We start from the raw sequence: 18,773 nt of genomic DNA, 5'->3' as shown, positions 1-18,773 counted from the left end.
GCGATGAATGGCTTCGTTAATTGAAGTACACGATATGCTGGCTCTGCAGGGGCGCATGGCGGCCGCGCAGCTCAGCGCCCGCCTGCAGGCGCCGCAGCCGCTGATTGACGCCATGTTGGGTCGGCTCGAAGGCATGGGTAAGGTTCAGCGGATCGCCGAGGACCCGGAGGGATGCCTGTCCGGCAGCTGCAAAAGCTGCCCGGAAGGAAAGGCCTGCTTACAGGAGTGGTGGTCGCTGCGTTGAGGGCTGGTGAAGAACTGGAGAAGCGGGTCCAGAGGACCCGCCTGGCGGATTATTTATAAACGTCGGCGTTAGCGTGAACCGTTTTTTCGTTCTTCTCGCCGGCAATCACCACGAAGTATTTACCGCCGAGCTCATCCGCCTTTTCCGACAGATCGCGCTTCGCGTCCATCGGCGAGGTCGTATTGGCGGTGGTAATGCTGCCGATTTTCGTCAGATTCATCGACGCCACTTCATCTTTTTGAATCTCTTTCGCCGCAAAGGCGCCAAAAGACAGGGTTCCAATCACCAGAGATGCAACAATACTCGTTATAAGTTTCATAGTTTCAATGCTCCAGAAGGTTGTTTTTATAGATCGCGAAGACGACGGCTATCATCATTCCCCGCGACCCTCTAAGTATTACCAGGAGCCTGATTTTTGCCACAGCGCGCTAAAACGCATGGCTCAGCCGGCTTTTTAGCGCCAGCAGCGTGTCGCAAAACGCCTGCGGATGCGAAATAAACGGCGCATGCGCCGCCTTGTCGAAGACCACGGATTCACTCTTTTCCCACAGCGTATCAAGAAGAGGGACGATTTTGCGCGGTACCAGGCCGTCCAGGCGACCGTACAACCGCAGGAAAGGCATCGGCAGCGCGGCCAGCGGCTGGCGCAAATCGGCGGTTTTGAGGATTTCCAGGCCGCCGTTCAGCGTCGCTATCGACGGCATCGGCAGCGACAGGACGGTGCTTTTCAGCGCCCGCGCATCCTGGCGCGCGCTTTCGGTTCCCATGGTTTGCAGGGCAAGAAAACGCTCAACGGTGCGCTGAAAGTCATCGCCGAGCTGCTGCTGAAAACCGCTCAGCACTTCCGGCTTAATGCCCGGCCAGTCGCCGTGGGCGCTGAAGCTCGGGGACGACGCGACGGTGACCAGCGCCAGCACGCGCTGCGGATGGCGTAAGGCTACCTGGCTTGCCACCAGCCCACCCAGGCTCCAGCCCAGCCAGATGGCCTGCTCGGGGGCTTTTGCCAGCACCTGCTGCGCCATCTCCTCCAGCGACAGCGCGCCGAAGCCGCGGCTGCGACCGTAGCCCGGCAGGTCAACTACGTGCAGCGTGAAGTGCGAAGCCAGCTGCGGCGTAATGCAATCCCACACCCCGGCATTCAGTCCCCATCCGTGCAGCAGCACAAGATGACACTTCCCTTCGCCAACGGTTTGCCACCAGATGTCGTTCATCAGCTATCGTTCTCTTTTCACCAGATATGAGGGGGAAATATGCTAACAGCACACGGCTTATGCTGGCTATGCCAAATGCCGCTGGCCGTTGCCAGCTGGGGATTTTGCTCCCGCTGCGCCGCATCGCTGGCGCCCCGCCTGCCGCGGTGCCCGCGCTGCGGCCTGGCCGCCGGCGTCGACACCGCACCCTGCGGGCGCTGTATCCAGGATCCGCCGCCGTGGCAGCGGCTGGTGGCCGTCGGCGACTACCTCCCGCCGCTAAGCGGCCTGATCCATCAGCTGAAATTTACCCAACACCCGGAGCTGGCCCCGGCGCTGGCTCGCCTGCTGCTGCTGCGTATCCGCCAGAGCGAAGACCTGCCTCCTGCGGATCGGATTGTCGGCGTCCCGCTGTGGCAGCGGCGGCAGTGGCGGCGGGGTTATAACCAGAGCGATCTGCTGTGCCGCCCGCTGGCCCGCTGGACGCGCGCCGCCTGGCGCAGCGACGCGCTACGGCGCAGCCGCCCTACCGGAACCCAGCGCCAGCTCACCGCGAGGCTGCGCAAACGGAACCTGAAAAATGCGTTTCAGCTTGAATTATCCGTTCAGGGCCACCATATCGCCATTGTGGATGATGTCGTCACAACCGGAAGCACCGTCGCCGAGATATCCCGCCTGCTTTTGCGAAACGGCGCCGCGACGGTTCAGGTATGGTGTATATGCCGTACCTTGTAGACCCCTGCTGATGGGCGTATAATAACCCAGTAAAATAGTCAACTATTAGGCCAACGCTATGATCCGTATTTCCGATGCTGCACAAGCGCACTTTGCCAAACTGCTGGTAAATCAGGAAGAAGGGACACAAATTCGCGTATTTGTGATTAATCCCGGCACCCCAAACGCTGAGTGCGGCGTATCCTACTGCCCGCCGGATGCGGTGGAAGACACCGACACGACGCTGAAGTTTGAGCAGCTGACCGCCTACGTCGACGAACTCAGCGCGCCGTACCTGGAAGACGCCGAAATCGACTTCGTGACCGATCAGCTTGGCTCCCAGCTGACGCTGAAAGCGCCAAACGCCAAGATGCGTAAAGTCTCCGACGACGCGCCGCTGATGGAGCGCGTTGAATATATGCTGCAATCGCAGATCAACCCGCAGCTGGCCGGCCATGGCGGTCGCGTGACGCTGATGGAAATCACCGAAGACAACCTGGCGATTCTGCAGTTCGGCGGCGGCTGTAACGGCTGCTCAATGGTCGATGTGACCCTGAAAGAAGGGATCGAGAAGCAGCTGCTGAACGAATTCCCGGACCTGAAAGGCGTGCGCGATCTGACCGAGCATCAGCGCGGCGAGCACTCCTACTACTAAGCCGTCCGTCATACCGCACTCCCCAGCCCGGCCGGACTTTTGCCGCCGGGCCGCCCCTTCTGGCGTTCCCCCTTCCGCATTATCGTTAGTCGTACCGGCAAACAACCCGGGAAAGAGTATGACTTAAGTCTCATATTTAAAATATTCACCGCCAGGGTGATTCTCAACCTTCACATGTTACCCGTATCATCTCTCTCAGGCTCCGCTGCTATAAAAATAGCCAGCTATCCTTTCTGATAAGAAGTGATAGTCGATTTTATGGCGCCATACAGTTTGTATCCCCGCCCGGAGCAAACGGAACAAGATTGACGTTTTACGTTACCCATAACAAATGAAAGGCCAGGTAAATTATGCCATTAGTCATCGTTGCTATCGGGGTCGCCCTGTTATTACTGCTGATGATCCGCTTCAAAATGAACGGCTTCATCGCTTTGATTCTGGTGGCGCTCGCCGTCGGACTCATGCAGGGCATGCCTCTGGACAAAGTCATCGTCTCCATCAAAAACGGCGTTGGGGGCACCCTCGGCAGCCTCGCGCTGATCATGGGCTTCGGCGCAATGCTCGGCAAGCTGCTGGCGGACTGCGGCGGCGCGCAGCGCATTGCCACCACGCTCATCGCTAAATTTGGCAAAAAGCATATTCAGTGGGCGGTGGTCCTGACCGGCTTCACCGTCGGTTTCGCACTGTTCTATGAAGTGGGCTTCGTCCTCATGCTGCCGCTGGTGTTCACCATCGCCGCGTCGGCCCGCATCCCGCTGCTGTACGTTGGCGTGCCGATGGCGGCCGCGCTCTCCGTTACCCACGGCTTCCTGCCGCCGCACCCGGGCCCGACGGCGATCGCCACCATCTTCCACGCTGATATGGGTAAAACCCTGCTCTACGGTACGCTGCTGGCCATCCCGACCGTGATCCTTGCCGGCCCGGTCTTCGCCCGCTGCCTGAAAAATATCGATAAGCCGATTCCTGAAGGCCTGCACAACCCGAAAACCTTCACTGAAGAAGAGATGCCGGGCTTTGGCGTCAGCGTCTGGACTTCTCTGGTGCCGGTGGTGCTGATGGCGACGCGCGCCGTTGCCGAAATGGTGCTGCCGAAAGGCCACGCGTTCCTCTCCTGGGCCGAGTTCTTTGGGGACCCGGTGATGGCAACGCTGATCGCCGTCCTGATTGCCCTGTTCACCTTTGGCCTCAACCGCGGCCGCTCGATGGAACAGATCAACGAAACCCTGACCTCGTCGATTAAAATCATCGCCATGATGCTGCTGATTATCGGCGGCGGCGGCGCCTTTAAGCAGGTTCTGGTTGATAGCGGCATGGATAAATACATCGCCTCGATGATGCATGAATCCAACATGTCCCCGCTGTTTATGGCGTGGTCCATTGCGGCGGTTCTGCGTATTGCGCTGGGTTCGGCGACCGTCGCGGCCATTACCGCGGGCGGTATTGCGGCTCCGCTGATCGCCAGCACCGGCGTCAGCCCGGAGCTGATGGTTATCGCCGTCGGCTCCGGTAGCGTGATTTTCTCCCACGTCAACGACCCGGGATTCTGGCTGTTTAAGGAGTACTTCAACCTGACCATCGGCGAGACCATTAAGTCGTGGTCGATGCTGGAAACGATTATCTCCGTCTGCGGTCTGGTGGGCTGTCTGCTGCTGGGAATGGTTGTGTAAGAGACGTAAGCATAAAAAAGGCCGGGTATGCGTCACGCTACCCGGCCTTTTTATTTATCGCCTTAGCCGCTTCCCGGCGACAAATTACCGCCGCCGGGGAAGCACGATCTCACTACGGTTTCTTCTTTGCCGCCGCCCTGCGGCGCTTATCTAAATCCTTGATCAGCTTATTGACCTGCGCATCGGCAAACATCTGCTCAAGCGAAGTCGCAAGCTTACGCCGCCAGTTCGGGTACTCGGTGCTGGTGCCCGGAATGTTCACCGGCGAAGCCATCTCCAGCCAGTCCTCCGGCTGCAGGCCCAGCAGCGCGCTATTGCTGTCGGCAATGTAGCGCTGCATCCCGCGGTTGAGGGTCGAGGTCATCGTCATCAGCGACGCTTTATGCCCGGCGCGCTTAGGCAGACAGCCGTACTGATGCAGCGCATCCAGCAGCCCCTGCTTCGCCAGCTCCCTGTCCTGGTACAGCCCGCGCAGCACCACTTCATCCGGATAGATCCCCAGAGATTTACCGAGCGTCAGGTCGCCGCTTTCCCAGTAGCCGCGCAGCGTTGGCAGGTCATGCGTTGTTGCCACCGCCATCGACTGCTCCGGATAGTTCTGCGGCGCGCGGAACGTCTTCTCATGATCATTTTCAAAGTACAGCACTTTGTAGGAGTAGACGCCGCTCTTACGCAGCTTGCTGACAATTTCCACCGGCACGGTGCCGAGATCTTCACCGATCACCATACAGCGATGGCGCTTGCTCTCCAGCGCCAGAATAGACAGCAGATCGTCGACCGGATACTGGACGTAGGCACCGTGATCGGCTGTTTCGCCGTACGGGATCCACCACAGGCGCAGGACCGACATCACGTGGTCGATGCGCAGCGCGCCGCAGTTTTGCATATTGGCGCGCAGCAGCTCGATAAACGGCTCATAGGCGCGGGAGACGATGATATGCGGATCCATCGGCGGCAGGCCCCAGTTTTGCCCGAGCGGCCCGAGAATATCCGGCGGAGCGCCAACGGAAGCCTTCAGGCAGTAGAGCTCGCGATCGCACCAGGTTTCAGACCCGCCCTCCGCCACGCCCACCGCCAGGTCACGATAGAGACCAATCGGCATCGCATCGCGCTGGCTGGTGTGCCAGCAGGAGGCAAACTGCGAACAGGCCAGCCACTGCAGCCAGAGGTAAAAATCCACCTCGTCGGCGTGCTCGGCACAGAAAGCCTTCACTTCCGGGCTGGAGATATCCTGATACGCCTTTGGCCAGGCCGGCCAGCCCCAGCGCAGCGGATCGAGCTCGACCTGCCGCGCGTGCAGCGCATCATACGCCGCCTGCCAGTAGAGGCTTTCCCCTTCGCGCAGAACGAACTGACGGAACTCCGTCATCGCCTCATCGCTGCGGGCCGAGAAACCTTTCCAGGCCATGCGCAGCGCGGTCATTTTCAACGTCGTGACGGCGGTGTAATCAACGTCATCCGCCTGTCGCGCCGCCCGTAAAGCCTGCTGGGTCGCCGGCAGCTGCCACCACGCCTGCGCCTCTTTGCTCAGGCGGAAATCTTCGACCGCGTTAACGTCGATATAGATAACGTTCAGCCAGCGGCGCGAGGAGGGGCTATACGGACTGGCGCTTTCCGGGTTAGCCGGATAGAGCGCATGAATCGGGTTGAGGCCAATGAACGCCCCGCCTCGCTGAGCGATTTCCGGCAGCATCGCGCGCAGGTCGCCGAAGTCGCCAATCCCCCAGTTTTTTTCCGAACGCAGCGTATACAGCTGCACGCAGGCGCCCCACAGCTTTTGCCCCTCTTTCAGGGCCTGCGGCTCGTAGCAGCGCGCCGGGGCGACAATCGCCCGACAATGCCAGCGATCGCCGTCCCGGGTGAGCGTCAGGGTATGATAGCCTTCCGGCAGCTTCGTCGGCAGCGACAGCGTGTCGCCTCCTGTTACCTGCCCCTGATACTGCTTCCCTTCTTCGGTGGTAAGGATCCACTGAAACTCACCGTGCCCGGCCACCGGCAGCGACATTTTTTTGCCGTGGGTGAAAACCTGTACATTCGGCAGCGGATTAACCGCCGCCTGCGCGGCGGTCGTCGTACGGTGCATCGCATCAAGCAGACGCTGCTTGGTCACCGCGGCAATCGACTGCGGCTTGCCGTGGGCGTTGATGTAGCTCGGGCTGATCCCCGCCGCCAGCGCGGCGTTATCAAGGCGTTTCATCTCCATAGGCCTGTCCTTAGCGTTTTGCCTGCCAGATACGTTGCTGATAATCGCGAATTGAGCGATCGGAGCTGAACATGCCGCAGCGGGCGGTATTCAGAATCGTTGCCCGGGTCCAGGCATCCTGGTCACGGTACAGCTCATCCACCTGCTTCTGCGCGGCCACATAGCCCGCGAAGTCCGCCAGCACCAGGTACGGATCGCCGCCTTTGAGCAGGCTATGCAGCATCTGGTCAAACGCGTGCTTATCACCGTCGCTGTACTTACCGCTTTCCAGCTCTTTCAGCAACGCGTCCAGCAGCTTGTCTTTCTTACGCCATTTCAGCGGATCGTAACCCTTCGCCTTCAGCGCCTTAACTTCTTCCACGGTATTACCGAAGATAAAGATGTTTTCCTCGCCCACCTGCTCGGCGATTTCAACGTTGGCGCCGTCCAGCGTACCGACGGTCAGCGCGCCGTTCAGCGCCAGCTTCATGTTGCCGGTACCGGAGGCCTCTTTACCCGCCGTCGAGATCTGTTCAGAGACGTCCGCTGCCGGGATCAGCATTTCCGCTGCCGACACGCAGTAGTCCGGCAGGAAGACCACCTTCAGCTTATCGCCAACCAGCGGATCGCTGTTGACGGCCTGTGCCACCTTGTTGATCGCGAAAATGATATTCTTCGCCAGGTAGTAGCCCGGCGCCGCCTTCGCGCCGAACAGGAATACGCGCGGTACGCGGTCGGCCTGCGGGTTTTCGCGAATCTCTTTATAGTGCGCCAGGATGTTCAGCAGATTGAGGTGCTGACGTTTGTACTCATGCAGGCGCTTGATCTGGATATCAAAAATCGCCTGCGGGTTAATATCGATCCCGGTACGGGCCTTCACAAATGCGGCGAGGCGAACCTTATTGGCCTGCTTAATCTCGCGATAGCTCTGGCGGAACGCCGCATCATCGGCGTACTTCTCCAGGTTAATCAGCTGGTCGAGATCGTTAGCCCACTCTTTTTTCAGCGATTTATCGAGCAGCGCGGCCAGGGCCGGGTTGCACTGTTTGATCCAGCGGCGCGGCGTGATGCCGTTGGTTACGTTGTGGAATTTGTTCGGCCACAGCTGGTGGTATTCCGGGAACAGATCCTTCACCACCAGCTCGGAGTGCAGCGCGGCGACGCCGTTCACCGCAAAGCCGCTGACCACGCACATGTTGGCCATGCGCACCTGCTTGTCATGCACCACCGCCAGCTTAGCCCATACCTGCTCATCGCCCGGCCAGGTTTTATCTACCAGCGTCTTAAAGCGGGCGTTGATCTCTTTGATAATCTGCATATGGCGCGGCAGCAGCGCTTTGACCAGCTTCTCGTCCCAGCACTCCAGCGCTTCAGGCATCAGCGTGTGGTTGGTGTAGGCGAAGGTTTTACTGGTGATTGCCCACGCGTCGTCCCAGCTCAGCTGGTGCTCATCGATCAGCACCCGCAGCAGTTCAGGGATCGCAATCGTCGGGTGGGTATCGTTCAGCTGAATCACTTCATAATCCGCCAGCTCGGCCAGCTTACGGCCCGCCAGGTGATGACGACGCAGAATATCGGCAACCGAGCAGGCGCACTGGAAGTACTGCTGCATCAGGCGCAGCTTTTTCCCGGCCTGGTGGTTATCGTTCGGATAGAGCACTTTGGTCAGCTTTTCCGCGTCGATACCCTGCTGCTCGGCGCGCAGGAAGTCGCCGTCGTTAAATTTCGTCAGGTTAAACGGGTGCGCGTGCTTAGCCTGCCACAGGCGCAGCGGCTGGGCGACGTTGTTGCGATAGCCCAGCACCGGCAGATCCCAGGCTTCGCCGGTAATGACAAACGCCGGCTGCCAAAGCCCGTTTTTCGAGACCTTGCCGCCTAATCCTACCTGCACGTCAAGCTGCTCATTGTGGCGGAACCACGGATAGCTGCTACGTCCCCAGTCATCCGGCGCTTCCGCCTGCTGGCCGTCGTCGAAAGATTGACGGAACAGACCGTATTGATAGTTCAGGCCATAGCCGGTCGCCGACTGGCCGACGGTGGCCATCGAATCGAGGAAGCACGCCGCCAGGCGGCCCAGACCGCCGTTACCGAGGCCCGGATCGATCTCCTCTTCCAGCAGGTCGGTCAGGTTGACGTCGTGCGCCTTCAGCTCATCGCTGCCCCCTTGATACCAGCCGAGGTTAAGCAGGTTGTTGCCGGTCAGACGGCCGATCAGGAACTCCATCGAAATGTAGTTAACGTGGCGCTGGCCTTCCGCAGCCTCGGCCGCCGGCTGCGCCGCCAGCAGCTCGGCTAACGCGCCGCTCACCGCACGCCACCACTGACGCTGGGTCATCTCAGAAGCGGACTGTAGGCCAAAATGCTGCCACTGACGCGTCAGTGCAGCCTGAAACCGATCTTTGTTAAAAGAAGTCTGTGACATAGGAAATCCGGGTCCTTTACTAAAACGTTAGCGTTAGTGTGCCGACCTCCCGGCGCAACGTCCTCATCCCGGCAGGGATTAGCCAGGGAGGAGTAGCAGGGATGAGCAAAAAGTGTGATCGCGACCACTATAACAGTAGCCTCCGGCTAAAAAGATGCTGCAAAATTCGCCGCTTCGAAACAATATATCGCTCAATTACCGTGCTAACAGATTTGTTACAGGCCACTACCGCGCGGATGAATAAAACAAGCCCTTTGTAATAATCGGCAAATAACAATTAGCTCTCCGGCAAAATAAGCATGCTTGATGAAGTAAATACGGCAAAGAGATTACTGATCAGAATTAACTGACATTAACTTAATAAAAACAAACAACTACAAAAAATGGGAATACAAGTAATTTCCCGGCAGGCGGAAGTGGAGCAAACCCAGACGGCATGCACACTGGTACCGGTTTTAGGATGCTGACGATCTTATTGAGAATTTGTGACACGGTGCAAATTCAAGAGCATAAAATTCGGACATAACTTGCAATAACTTTCATTATCGCCGACCTTATTAGATATTAATTACGAAGCGCAAAAAAAATCGCCCCTCTCTTGCACAGCGAAATGTTGAACTATGTTGATTCCGTCTAAATTAAGTCGCCCAGTCCGCCTTGAACACACCGTGGTTCGCGAACGATTGCTGGCCAAACTTTCCGGCGCGAACAATTATCGTCTCGCGCTGATCACCAGCCCCGCCGGGTACGGCAAGACCACGCTCATTTCCCAGTGGGCGGCAGGAAAAAATGAGCTCGGCTGGTTCTCGCTGGATGAAGGCGATAACCAACAGGAGCGCTTTGCCAGCTACCTGATCGCCTCGATTCAACAGGCGACCGGCGGCCACTGCGTGGCCAGCGAAAAAATGGTGCAAAAGCGCCAGTATGCCAGCCTGCCCTCGCTGTTCGCGCAGCTGTTCATCGAGCTTGCCGAGTGGCAGCGCCCGCTATTCCTCGTCATTGACGATTACCATCTGATCAATAATCCGGTGATCCACGACGCCATGCGCTTCTTCCTGCGCCATCAGCCGGAAAACCTGACGCTGGTGGTCCTGTCGCGCAACCTGCCGCAGCTGGGTATTGCCAACCTGCGCGTGCGCGATCAGCTGCTGGAAATTGGCAGCCAGCAGCTGGCGTTTACCCATCAGGAAGCCAAACAGTTTTTCGACTGCCGCCTCGCTTCGCCTATTGAGGCTGAAGACAGCAGCAGGCTGTGCGACGACGTCGCCGGTTGGGCAACGGCCCTCCAGCTTATCGCCCTCTCCGCGCGCCAGAACAACTCCTCCGCCCAGCACTCCGCCCGCCGCCTCGCCGGGATTAACGCCAGCCACCTTTCCGACTACCTAGTGGATGAGGTGCTGGACAACGTCGACGCGCGCACCCGCAGCGTACTGCTGAAAAGCTCCCTGCTGCGTTCGATGAACGATGCGCTCATCGTCCGCGTTACCGGTGAAGAAAACGGCCAGATGCAGCTGGAGGAGATTGAGCGTCAGGGGTTGTTCATGCAGCGCATGGACGATTCCGGCGAGTGGTTCCGCTACCATCCGCTGTTCGGCAGCTTCCTGCGCCAGCGCTGTCAGTGGGAGCTCGCCACCGAACTGCCCGAAATTCACCGCTCTGCGGCGGAAGGGTGGATGGCGCAGGGCTTCCCGAGCGAAGCGATTCACCACGCGCTGGCGGCCGGCGATGCCAAAATGCTGCGCGATATTTTACTTAATCACGCCTGGGGCATGTTCAACCACAGCGAGCTGGCGCTGCTCGAGCAGTCGCTGGCGGCGCTGCCGTGGTCAAACCTGCTGGAAAACCCGCGGCTGATCCTGCTGCAGGCCTGGCTAATGCAGAGCCAGCACCGCTACAGCGAAGTGAACACCCTGCTGGCCCGCGCCGAGCAGGAGATGGACGCGGAGATGGATATCGCCATGCACGGCGACTTCAACGCCCTGCGCGCGCAGGTCGCCATTAACGCCGGCGATCAGGACGAAGCCGAACGTCTGGCAATGGTGGCCTTAGAAGAGCTGCCGCTGGCAAGCTACTACAGCCGCATCGTCGCCACCTCGGTGCACGGCGAAGTTCTGCACTGCAAGGGCCAGCTGAGCAAATCGCTGGCGGTAATGCAGCAGACGGAGCAGATGGCGCGTCGCCACGATATCTGGCACTACGCCCTGTGGAGCATGATCCAGCAGAGCGAGATTCTGTTTGCCCAGGGCTTCCTGCAGGCGGCGTGGGAAATTCAGGAAAAAGCCTTCCAGCTCATCCGCGACCAGCATCTCGAACAGCTGCCGATGCACGAATTCCTGCTGCGTATTCGCGCCCAGCTGCTGTGGGCATGGGCGCGGCTGGACGAAGCCGAGGCCTCCGCGCGCGGCGGGATGGACGTTCTTTCAAGCTATCAACCGCAGCAGCAGCTGCAGTGCCTGGCGCTAATGGTGCAGTGCTCGCTGGCGCGCGGCGATCTGGACAACGCCCGCAGCCACCTGAACCGGCTGGAAAACCTGCTCGGCAACGGCCACTATCACAGCGACTGGGTGTCAAATGCCGACAAGGTGCGGGTGATCTACTGGCAGATGATCGGCGATAAAGCCTCGGCGGCCAACTGGCTGCGCCAGACGCCGAAGCCGGAGTTCGCCAATAACCACTTCCTGCAGAGCCAGTGGCGCAACATCGCCAGGGCGCAAATCCTGCTCGGTGATTTCGACTCCGCCGAAATGGTGTTGGAAGAGCTCAATGAGAACGCGCGCTCGCTGCGCCTGATGAGCGATATTAACCGCAACCTGCTGCTGCTCAACCAGCTCTACTGGCAGGCGGGACGCAAGAGCGAGGCGCAAAAGGTCCTGCTGGAAGCGCTCACGCTCGCCAACCGCACCGGCTTTATCAACCACTTTGTGATCGAAGGCGAGGCCATGGCCCAGCAGCTGCGCCAGCTTATTCAGCTTAATACGCTGCCGGAGCTGGAGCAGCATCGCGCTCAGCGCATTCTGCGCGATATCAACCAGCATCATCGCCACAAGTTCGCCCACTTCGATGAAGGCTTTGTCGAACGGCTGCTCAACCACCCGGAAGTCCCGGAGCTTATCCGCACCAGCCCGCTCACCCAGCGCGAATGGCAGGTGCTCGGCCTGATCTATTCCGGCTATAGCAACGAGCAGATCGCCGGCGAGCTTGACGTGGCGGCAACGACCATTAAAACGCACATTCGCAATCTGTATCAGAAGCTCGGGGTCGCGCACCGCCAGGATGCCGTTCAGCACGCCCAGCGGCTGCTTAAAATGATGGGATACGGCGTCTGACGCCGTTTAGCACAGCTCCAGCTGCAGGTTATTGTCCTTAATAACCTTCAGTACGCCCGCCGGCGGCATCACGTCGGTGTAGACCGCATCAACCATGCTGATGCTGCCCATGTTCACCATCGCGTTACGGCCGAACTTCGAATGATCCACCACCAGCATCACGTGACGCGAGTTTTCAATAATCGCGCGCTTGGTGCGGACCTCGTGATAGTCAAACTCCAGCAGCGAGCCGTCGCTATCGACGCCGCTGATGCCGAGAATGCCAAAATCAAGACGGAACTGGGAGATAAAATCCAGCGTCGCTTCGCCGATAATCCCGCCGTCCCGGCTGCGCAGCTCGCCGCCCGCCAGAATGATGCGGAAATCGTCCTTCGCCATTAGCGTATTGGCAACGTTGAGGTTGTTGGTGACGATGCGCAGATCGTTATGCTCCAGCAGCGCGTGCGCCACCGCTTCTGGCGTCGTACCGATATCGATAAACAGCGTCGCCCCGTCGGGGATCTGGCTGGCAACCTTGCGGGCAATGCGCTCTTTTTCCTGGGTCTGGGTCGCCTTCCTGTCGTGCCAGGAGGTGTTGACCGAGCTGGACGGCAGCGCGGCGCCGCCGTGATGGCGCAGGATCATTTTTTGTTCGGCGAGATCGTTCAGGTCACGACGAATGGTCTGCGGGCTGACGGCAAATTGCTCCACCAGCTCTTCCGTACTGACATATCCCTGTTTTTTTACCAGCTCGATAATAGCGTCATGACGTTGTGTTTGTTTCATGCAATATCCCTGGGAAAATTTGACTCGCTTATCATGGATGACGGGGAGTCTCTATGTTCGTTTTCGCACATGCTGAGTATCCACAAACGCCATCGCCAGTCCGGTCACCAGGCCGGCTACGTGCGCGCCGTTCGCAATCGACATGCCAAAAACATCAAACCATCCAGCAATTAACCATACTAAGGAGAAGAGTATCAAGCCGCGCTGTAAATAAACGCCGCTCTGCGGATCCCGCTCTCCCCGCAGCCAGACGTAGCCCATCAGCGCATACACCACGCCGGATAAGCCGCCAAACCAGGGGCCGCTAAACTGGTGTTGAACAAATCCGCTCAGCAGCGCGCTGATGACGGCGATCACCACCAGCTTGCCGCTGCCAATCCGCTTTTCAACCGCGCCGCCGAGGTACCACCACCATAGCAGGTTAAACAGAATGTGCATCAGCGAGAAGTGCATCAACGCATGGCTAAAGTAGCGCCAGACCTCGAACTTCAGCGCGGGATCGTACGGCCAGGCCAGCAGTAGCATAACCGGCTGGTCGCCAAGGACATTTTGCAGCGCAAAGACCAGCACGCAGAGCGTGAGAACCGCCCACGTAACGGGCCCGGCGTTGTGGCGCAGGGTCGCGAAGAAGGGAAAACGCTGGTAGCGCAGCCCGCTGTTGGTTTGTCCCGACTGCCAGCTTGCCGCCAGATAGCGCGGATCGGCGGGGTTTTCGAGAAAGCGGGTCAGTTCGGCCTGCACCCGCGCGGTCTGGCTCTCATCCGCCAGCCAGACGTCGCTCTGGCCGTGCTGCTGAATTGTCAGGATAACGCCCTGAGTCGCCATATAGTCGACAAACGCCTGGGCCACGCGCGGATTGGCAAAAGAGGTAATCATTAACATGCAGCGGATCGCTTATTCCACACAAAGGGGGACAGTATATACGCAAAATCATGCAGGGTGCGTGGCGACGGGCGCCGCGGGCGAGCATCGATGCCCGCAACGGAAGGCGTTCGAACCCTAAAGCCTATACGCTAACGTCTCAGAGCGTGCCGTGCGCCACTTCCGCCGGGAAGTGACGATGCCAGGCATCGAAGCCGCCGTCCACGCTGTAGACTTTGTCATAGCCCTGCTGCAGCAGATACTGCGCGGCGCCCTTGCTGCTGTTGCCGTGGTAGCACATCACCATCACCGCCGTCTCAAAGTCGTTATCACGCATAAACGCGCCCAGCGTATCGTTGGTCAGATGAAACGCACCCGGAGTGTGGCCCATCGCGTAGCTTTGCGGGTCGCGGATATCCACCAGCACCGCCATCGCCTGCTGCAGCTTCTGATGCGCCTCTTCTACGTTGATACATTCAAAGTGATCCATGTGCTCTTGTCTCTTTATTACGGGGGATTTAGCAGGCTGGTTGCCGGCCATGATTCTACTGCCTAGTTTACCGTCAGACGCGAAATAAACGCCAATATGTTACATGCATCACTCTGAAATGTTTTTTTGATGTTACCAAGGGCGCGTTTGTTTGCTATATTGAGCGATATCGAACATTTGTGAACTTAAACGAAAGTGTCAGAGGTAGCGAACGTGGAAACCAAAGATCTGATTGTGATAGGGGGAGGCATCAACGGTGCCGGTATCGCGGCAGACGCCGCCGGGCGTGGTTTATCCGTACTGATGCTGGAAGCGCGCGATCTCGCCTGCGCCACCTCCAGCGCCAGCTCAAAGCTGATTCACGGCGGGCTGCGCTACCTTGAACACTACGAATTCCGCCTGGTCAGCGAAGCGCTGGCCGAGCGTGAAGTGCTGCTAAAAATGGCGCCGCATCTCGCCTTCCCGATGCGCTTCCGCCTGCCGCACCGCCCGCATCTGCGCCCGGCGTGGATGATCCGCATTGGTCTGTTTATGTACGATCACCTGGGAAAACGCACCAGCTTACCCAGCTCAACCGGCTTGCGATTTGGTGCAGAATCGGTACTTAAACCTGAAATCGTGCGCGGTTTCGAATATTCCGACTGCTGGGTAGACGATGCGCGGCTGGTGCTGGCGAACGCGCAGATGGTGGTGCGCAAGGGCGGCGAGGTCCGTACCCGCACCCGGGCCATCTCGGCAAAACGCGAAAACGGCCTGTGGGTAGTCGAGGCGGAAGATATCGACAGCGGCGAGAAATTTACCTGGCAGGCCCGCGGTCTGGTCAATGCCACCGGCCCGTGGGTTAAACACTTCTTTGATGAAGGGATGCACCTGCGTTCACCTTACGGCATCCGTCTGATTAAAGGCAGCCACATCGTGGTACCGCGCGTGCATACCCAGAAGCAGGCCTACATTCTGCAAAACGAAGACAAGCGAATTGTCTTCGTGATCCCGTGGATGGACGAGTTCTCGATAATCGGCACCACCGACGTGGAGTACAATGGCGATCCGCAAAAAGTGGCGATCGATGAGAAAGAGATTAGCTACCTGCTCAACGCCTACAACGCTCACTTTAAAAAGACGCTGTCCCGGGACGATATCGTCTGGACCTACTCCGGCGTCCGTCCGCTATGCGACGATGAATCTGATTCACCGCAGGCGATTACCCGCGACTATACGCTCGATATTCATGACGAAAACGGCCAGGCGCCGCTGCTGTCGGTCTTTGGCGGCAAGCTGACGACCTACCGCAAGCTGGCAGAGCACGCGCTGGAGAAACTGACGCCGTACTATAAAGGCATCGGCCCGGCGTGGACCAAAACCGCCGTGCTGCCCGGGGGCGATATCGACGGCGATCGCGACGATTACGCCGCGAAGCTGCGCCGCCGCTTCGCGTTTATCAGCGAATCAATGGCCCGCCACTACGCTCGCACCTACGGCAGCAACAGCGAATGGGTGCTCGGCGAGGCGGCATCGCTTGCCGACCTCGGGGAAGATTTTGGCCACGAGTTTTATGAAGCCGAGCTGAAATATCTCGTGGAGCATGAGTGGGTGCGCAGCCTGGATGACGCCATCTGGCGCCGTACCAAACAGGGGATGTGGCTGAACGAGGAGCAGCAGGCGCGAATTAGCGCATGGCTGGCGCAGCACGTGGGAAAGTCTGAGCTCTCTGGCCTCGTAGTCAGCGCAGCCTGAGGGCGGAGTCAGTATCAAAAAAACGGGGCCTGCTGGCCCCGTTTTTTATGTCGTAACGGTGGCTACAGGCGCACCGGATCGATATGCCAGATATGGTCGGCGTACTCCTGAATCGTACGGTCGGAAGAGAAGTAGCCCATATTGGCGATGTTGAGCATCGCTTTGGTGGCCCACTCCTCCGGGTGACGATACAGCTCATCCACCTTATCCTGACAATCGACGTAGCTGCGATAATCCGCCAGCACCTGATAGTGGTCGCCAAAGTTAATCAACGAATCCAGCAGGTCGCGATAGCGTCCCGGCTCCGACGGGCTGAACAGGCCGGTACCGATTTGCGTCAGCGTCTGGTGCAGCTCCGGGTCCTGCTCGTAGTAGTCACGCGGTTTGTAGCCGCTGGCCCGCAGCGCCTCAACCTCCTCCGCGGTATTGCCGAAGATGAAGATATTCTCCTCGCCCACGTGCTCCAGCATTTCGACGTTAGCCCCGTCGAGGGTACCAATGGTCAGCGCGCCGTTGAGCGCAAACTTCATGTTACTGGTCCCGGAGGCTTCCGTTCCCGCCAGCGAGATCTGCTCGGAGAGATCCGCCGCCGGAATAATCAGCTGGGCCAGGCTAACGCTGTAGTTCGGGATAAACACCACTTTCAGCCTGTCGCCAATCTGCGGGTCGTTGTTGACCACCGCCGCCACGTCGTTAATGAGATGAATAATATGCTTGGCCATGTAGTAGGCCGAAGCGGCTTTCCCGGCGAAGATATTGACCCGCGGCACCCACTCGGCGTCGGGATCGGCCTTGATGCGGTTATAGCGCGCAATGACGTGCAGCACGTTCATCAGCTGCCGCTTGTACTCGTGGATGCGCTTGATCTGCACATCAAACAGCGCCTTCGGGTTCACCACCACGTTAAGCTGCTGGCCGATATAGTTCGCCAGCCGCTGCTTGTTCTCCAGCTTCGCCTGGCGCACCGCCTGGTTTACCGTCGGATAATCAATATGCTGCTCCAGCTCCTTGAGCTGGCTGAGATCGGTACGCCAGGTGCGGCCAATATTTTCATCCAGCACCTTCGACAGCGGCGGATTCGCCACCGCCAGCCAGCGGCGCGGGGTGACGCCGTTGGTCACGTTGGTGAAGCGCATCGGGAAAATCCGCGCAAACTCGGCAAACAGCGACTCCACCATCAGCCTCGAGTGCAGCTCGGAAACGCCGTTAACCTTGTGGCTAACCACCACCGCCAGCCAGGCCATCCGCACCTGGCGGCCGTTGGACTCGTCGATAATCGAGGTCCGGCTCAGCAGCGCGGTATCGTTGGGATACTGCTCCTGCAGCGTCTTGAGGAAGTAGTCGTTAATCTCAAAGATAATCTGCAGATGGCGCGGCAGAATTTTACCCAGCATATCGACGGGCCAGGTCTCCAGCGCTTCGCTCATCAGGGTATGGTTGGTATAGGAGAAGACCTGACAGGTCACCTCAAACGCCTCATCCCAGCCAAACTTATGCTCGTCAATCAGCAGACGCATCAGCTCCGGGATCGACAGCACCGGGTGGGTGTCGTTGAGGTGGATAGCGATTTTGTCGGCCAGGTTGGCGTAGGTTTTATGCAGCTGATAGTGGCGGCTAAGAATATCCTGCACCGTCGCGGAGACGAGGAAATACTCCTGCCGCAGGCGCAGCTCGCGCCCGGAGTAGGTGGAGTCATCCGGATAGAGCACCCGGGAGACGTTTTCGGAGTGGTTTTTATCTTCTACCGCCGCGAAATAGTCGCCCTGGTTGAATTTACCCAGATTGATCTCGCTGCTGGCCTGAGCGCTCCACAGCCGCAGCGTATTGGCGGCATCGGTATCGTAGCCCGGGATAATCTGATCGTAGGCCTCCGCGAGGATCTCTTCGGTTTCCACCCAGCGGGACTTTTTCCCCTCCTGCTGGGTTCGCCCGCCGAAGCGCACCTTATAGCGGGTATTATGGCGCTCAAACTCCCACGGGTTGCCGTATTCCAGCCAGTAGTCCGGAGACTCCTTCTGTCGGCCATCGACGATATTCTGCTTAAACATCCCGTAGTCATAGCGGATGCCGTAGCCGCGGCCGGGCAGGCCCAGCGCCGCCAGCGAGTCGAGGAAGCAGGCCGCCAGGCGCCCAAGCCCACCGTTGCCCAGCCCCGGGTCATTCTCCTCGTCGATCAGCTCTTCAAGGTTCAGCCCCATCTCCTCCAGCGCGTTGTTCACATCCTCATAGATGCCCAGCGACAGCAGCGCGTTAGAGAGGGTACGGCCAATCAAAAACTCCATCGACAGGTAGTAAACCTGGCGAACTTCCTGCGAAAGCTGGGCGCGGTTAGAGCGCAGCCAGCGCTCCACCATCCGGTCACGCACGGCAAACAGCGTGGCGTTAAGCCACTCATGCTTATTGGCGATCGCCGGATCTTTGCCGATTATAAACATCAGCTTATAGGCGATAGAGTGCTTTAACGCCTCAACGCTCAGCGTCGGTGATGCGTAGCTAAAGGGTACATTCATCGCAATGACTCCT

14 protein-coding genes are annotated in these 18,773 nt (G+C 58.8%); 6 read left to right on the top strand and 8 right to left on the bottom strand.

The annotated features are described in order from the left end of the window. The first annotated feature begins 7 nt into the window (after positions 1 to 7). Positions 8 to 244, top strand: coding sequence for a [Fe-S]-dependent transcriptional repressor FeoC (gene feoC, locus AC1M2H_RS01850; protein WP_480150090.1), 237 nt, complete (start codon positions 8 to 10; stop codon positions 242 to 244). 49 nt (positions 245 to 293) lie between these two features. Here the strand turns inward: feoC and AC1M2H_RS01845 are convergent, their stop codons facing one another. Continuing rightward, the gene (locus AC1M2H_RS01845; protein ID WP_480150089.1) at positions 294 to 563 is read right to left on the bottom strand and encodes a YdgH/BhsA/McbA-like domain containing protein; all 270 of its coding nucleotides are present in this window, start codon (positions 561 to 563) and stop codon (positions 294 to 296) included. 109 nt (positions 564 to 672) lie between these two features. After that, positions 673 to 1,455 carry a pimeloyl-ACP methyl ester esterase BioH gene (bioH, locus tag AC1M2H_RS01840; protein ID WP_480150088.1) on the bottom strand — a complete coding sequence of 261 codons (783 nt, stop codon included), beginning with the start codon at positions 1,453 to 1,455 and terminating at the stop codon, positions 673 to 675. 39 nt (positions 1,456 to 1,494) lie between these two features. On the opposite strand from bioH, the gene gntX reads away from it, so the two are divergent. From gntX to gntT, 3 genes are all read left to right on the top strand, one after another. Beyond that, positions 1,495 to 2,169 (top strand): DNA utilization protein GntX, encoded by a 675-nt coding sequence (gene gntX, locus AC1M2H_RS01835; protein WP_480150087.1) that lies wholly within the window; start codon positions 1,495 to 1,497, stop codon positions 2,167 to 2,169. Between the two features lie 58 nt (positions 2,170 to 2,227). Continuing rightward, a complete protein-coding gene (gene nfuA, locus AC1M2H_RS01830; RefSeq protein WP_045854024.1) occupies positions 2,228 to 2,803 on the top strand; it encodes a Fe-S biogenesis protein NfuA in 576 nt (191 codons plus the stop codon). Positions 2,804 to 3,153: 350 nt separating this feature from the next. Then, a complete protein-coding gene (gene gntT / locus AC1M2H_RS01825) occupies positions 3,154 to 4,470 on the top strand; it encodes a gluconate transporter (RefSeq protein WP_480150086.1) in 1,317 nt (438 codons plus the stop codon). Positions 4,471 to 4,582: 112 nt separating this feature from the next. Here gntT and malQ read toward each other — a convergent pair whose 3' ends face one another. Beyond that, entirely contained in the window at positions 4,583 to 6,673 is a 2,091-nt protein-coding gene (gene malQ / locus AC1M2H_RS01820) for a 4-alpha-glucanotransferase (protein ID WP_480150085.1), read from the bottom strand. Between the two features lie 10 nt (positions 6,674 to 6,683). Next, the gene (gene malP / locus AC1M2H_RS01815) at positions 6,684 to 9,074 is read right to left on the bottom strand and encodes a maltodextrin phosphorylase (protein ID WP_480150084.1); all 2,391 of its coding nucleotides are present in this window, start codon (positions 9,072 to 9,074) and stop codon (positions 6,684 to 6,686) included. A 620-nt stretch (positions 9,075 to 9,694) separates the two neighbouring features. Between malP and malT the strand changes: the two genes are divergently transcribed. Next, on the top strand, positions 9,695 to 12,400 hold the full coding sequence (malT, locus tag AC1M2H_RS01810) for an HTH-type transcriptional regulator MalT (RefSeq protein ID WP_480150083.1): 2,706 nt from the start codon (positions 9,695 to 9,697) through the stop codon (positions 12,398 to 12,400). Between the two features lie 6 nt (positions 12,401 to 12,406). On the opposite strand, the gene AC1M2H_RS01805 is transcribed toward malT, so the two are convergent. From AC1M2H_RS01805 to glpE, 3 genes are all read right to left on the bottom strand, one after another. Next, the gene (locus tag AC1M2H_RS01805; protein ID WP_480150082.1) at positions 12,407 to 13,165 is read right to left on the bottom strand and encodes a DeoR/GlpR family transcriptional regulator; all 759 of its coding nucleotides are present in this window, start codon (positions 13,163 to 13,165) and stop codon (positions 12,407 to 12,409) included. 51 nt (positions 13,166 to 13,216) lie between these two features. Next, positions 13,217 to 14,047 carry a rhomboid family intramembrane serine protease GlpG gene (glpG, locus tag AC1M2H_RS01800; RefSeq protein ID WP_480150081.1) on the bottom strand — a complete coding sequence of 277 codons (831 nt, stop codon included), beginning with the start codon at positions 14,045 to 14,047 and terminating at the stop codon, positions 13,217 to 13,219. A 139-nt stretch (positions 14,048 to 14,186) separates the two neighbouring features. Next, positions 14,187 to 14,516: a thiosulfate sulfurtransferase GlpE gene (glpE, locus tag AC1M2H_RS01795; RefSeq protein ID WP_041143029.1), complete on the bottom strand. Its 330-nt coding sequence runs from the start codon at positions 14,514 to 14,516 to the stop codon at positions 14,187 to 14,189. A 213-nt stretch (positions 14,517 to 14,729) separates the two neighbouring features. Here glpE and glpD point away from each other — a divergent pair, with 213 nt between their 5' ends. Further along, a complete protein-coding gene (glpD, locus tag AC1M2H_RS01790) occupies positions 14,730 to 16,250 on the top strand; it encodes a glycerol-3-phosphate dehydrogenase (protein WP_480150080.1) in 1,521 nt (506 codons plus the stop codon). Positions 16,251 to 16,312: 62 nt separating this feature from the next. On the opposite strand, the gene glgP is transcribed toward glpD, so the two are convergent. Then, complete coding sequence (glgP, locus tag AC1M2H_RS01785; RefSeq protein ID WP_480150079.1) at positions 16,313 to 18,760, bottom strand: glycogen phosphorylase; 2,448 nt, start codon at positions 18,758 to 18,760, stop codon at positions 16,313 to 16,315. Positions 18,761 to 18,773 lie beyond the last annotated feature (13 nt).

The sequence above is a fragment of the Klebsiella sp. F11 genome (assembly GCF_056712265.1).
This window is presented reverse-complemented; position numbering and strand designations above follow the sequence as displayed.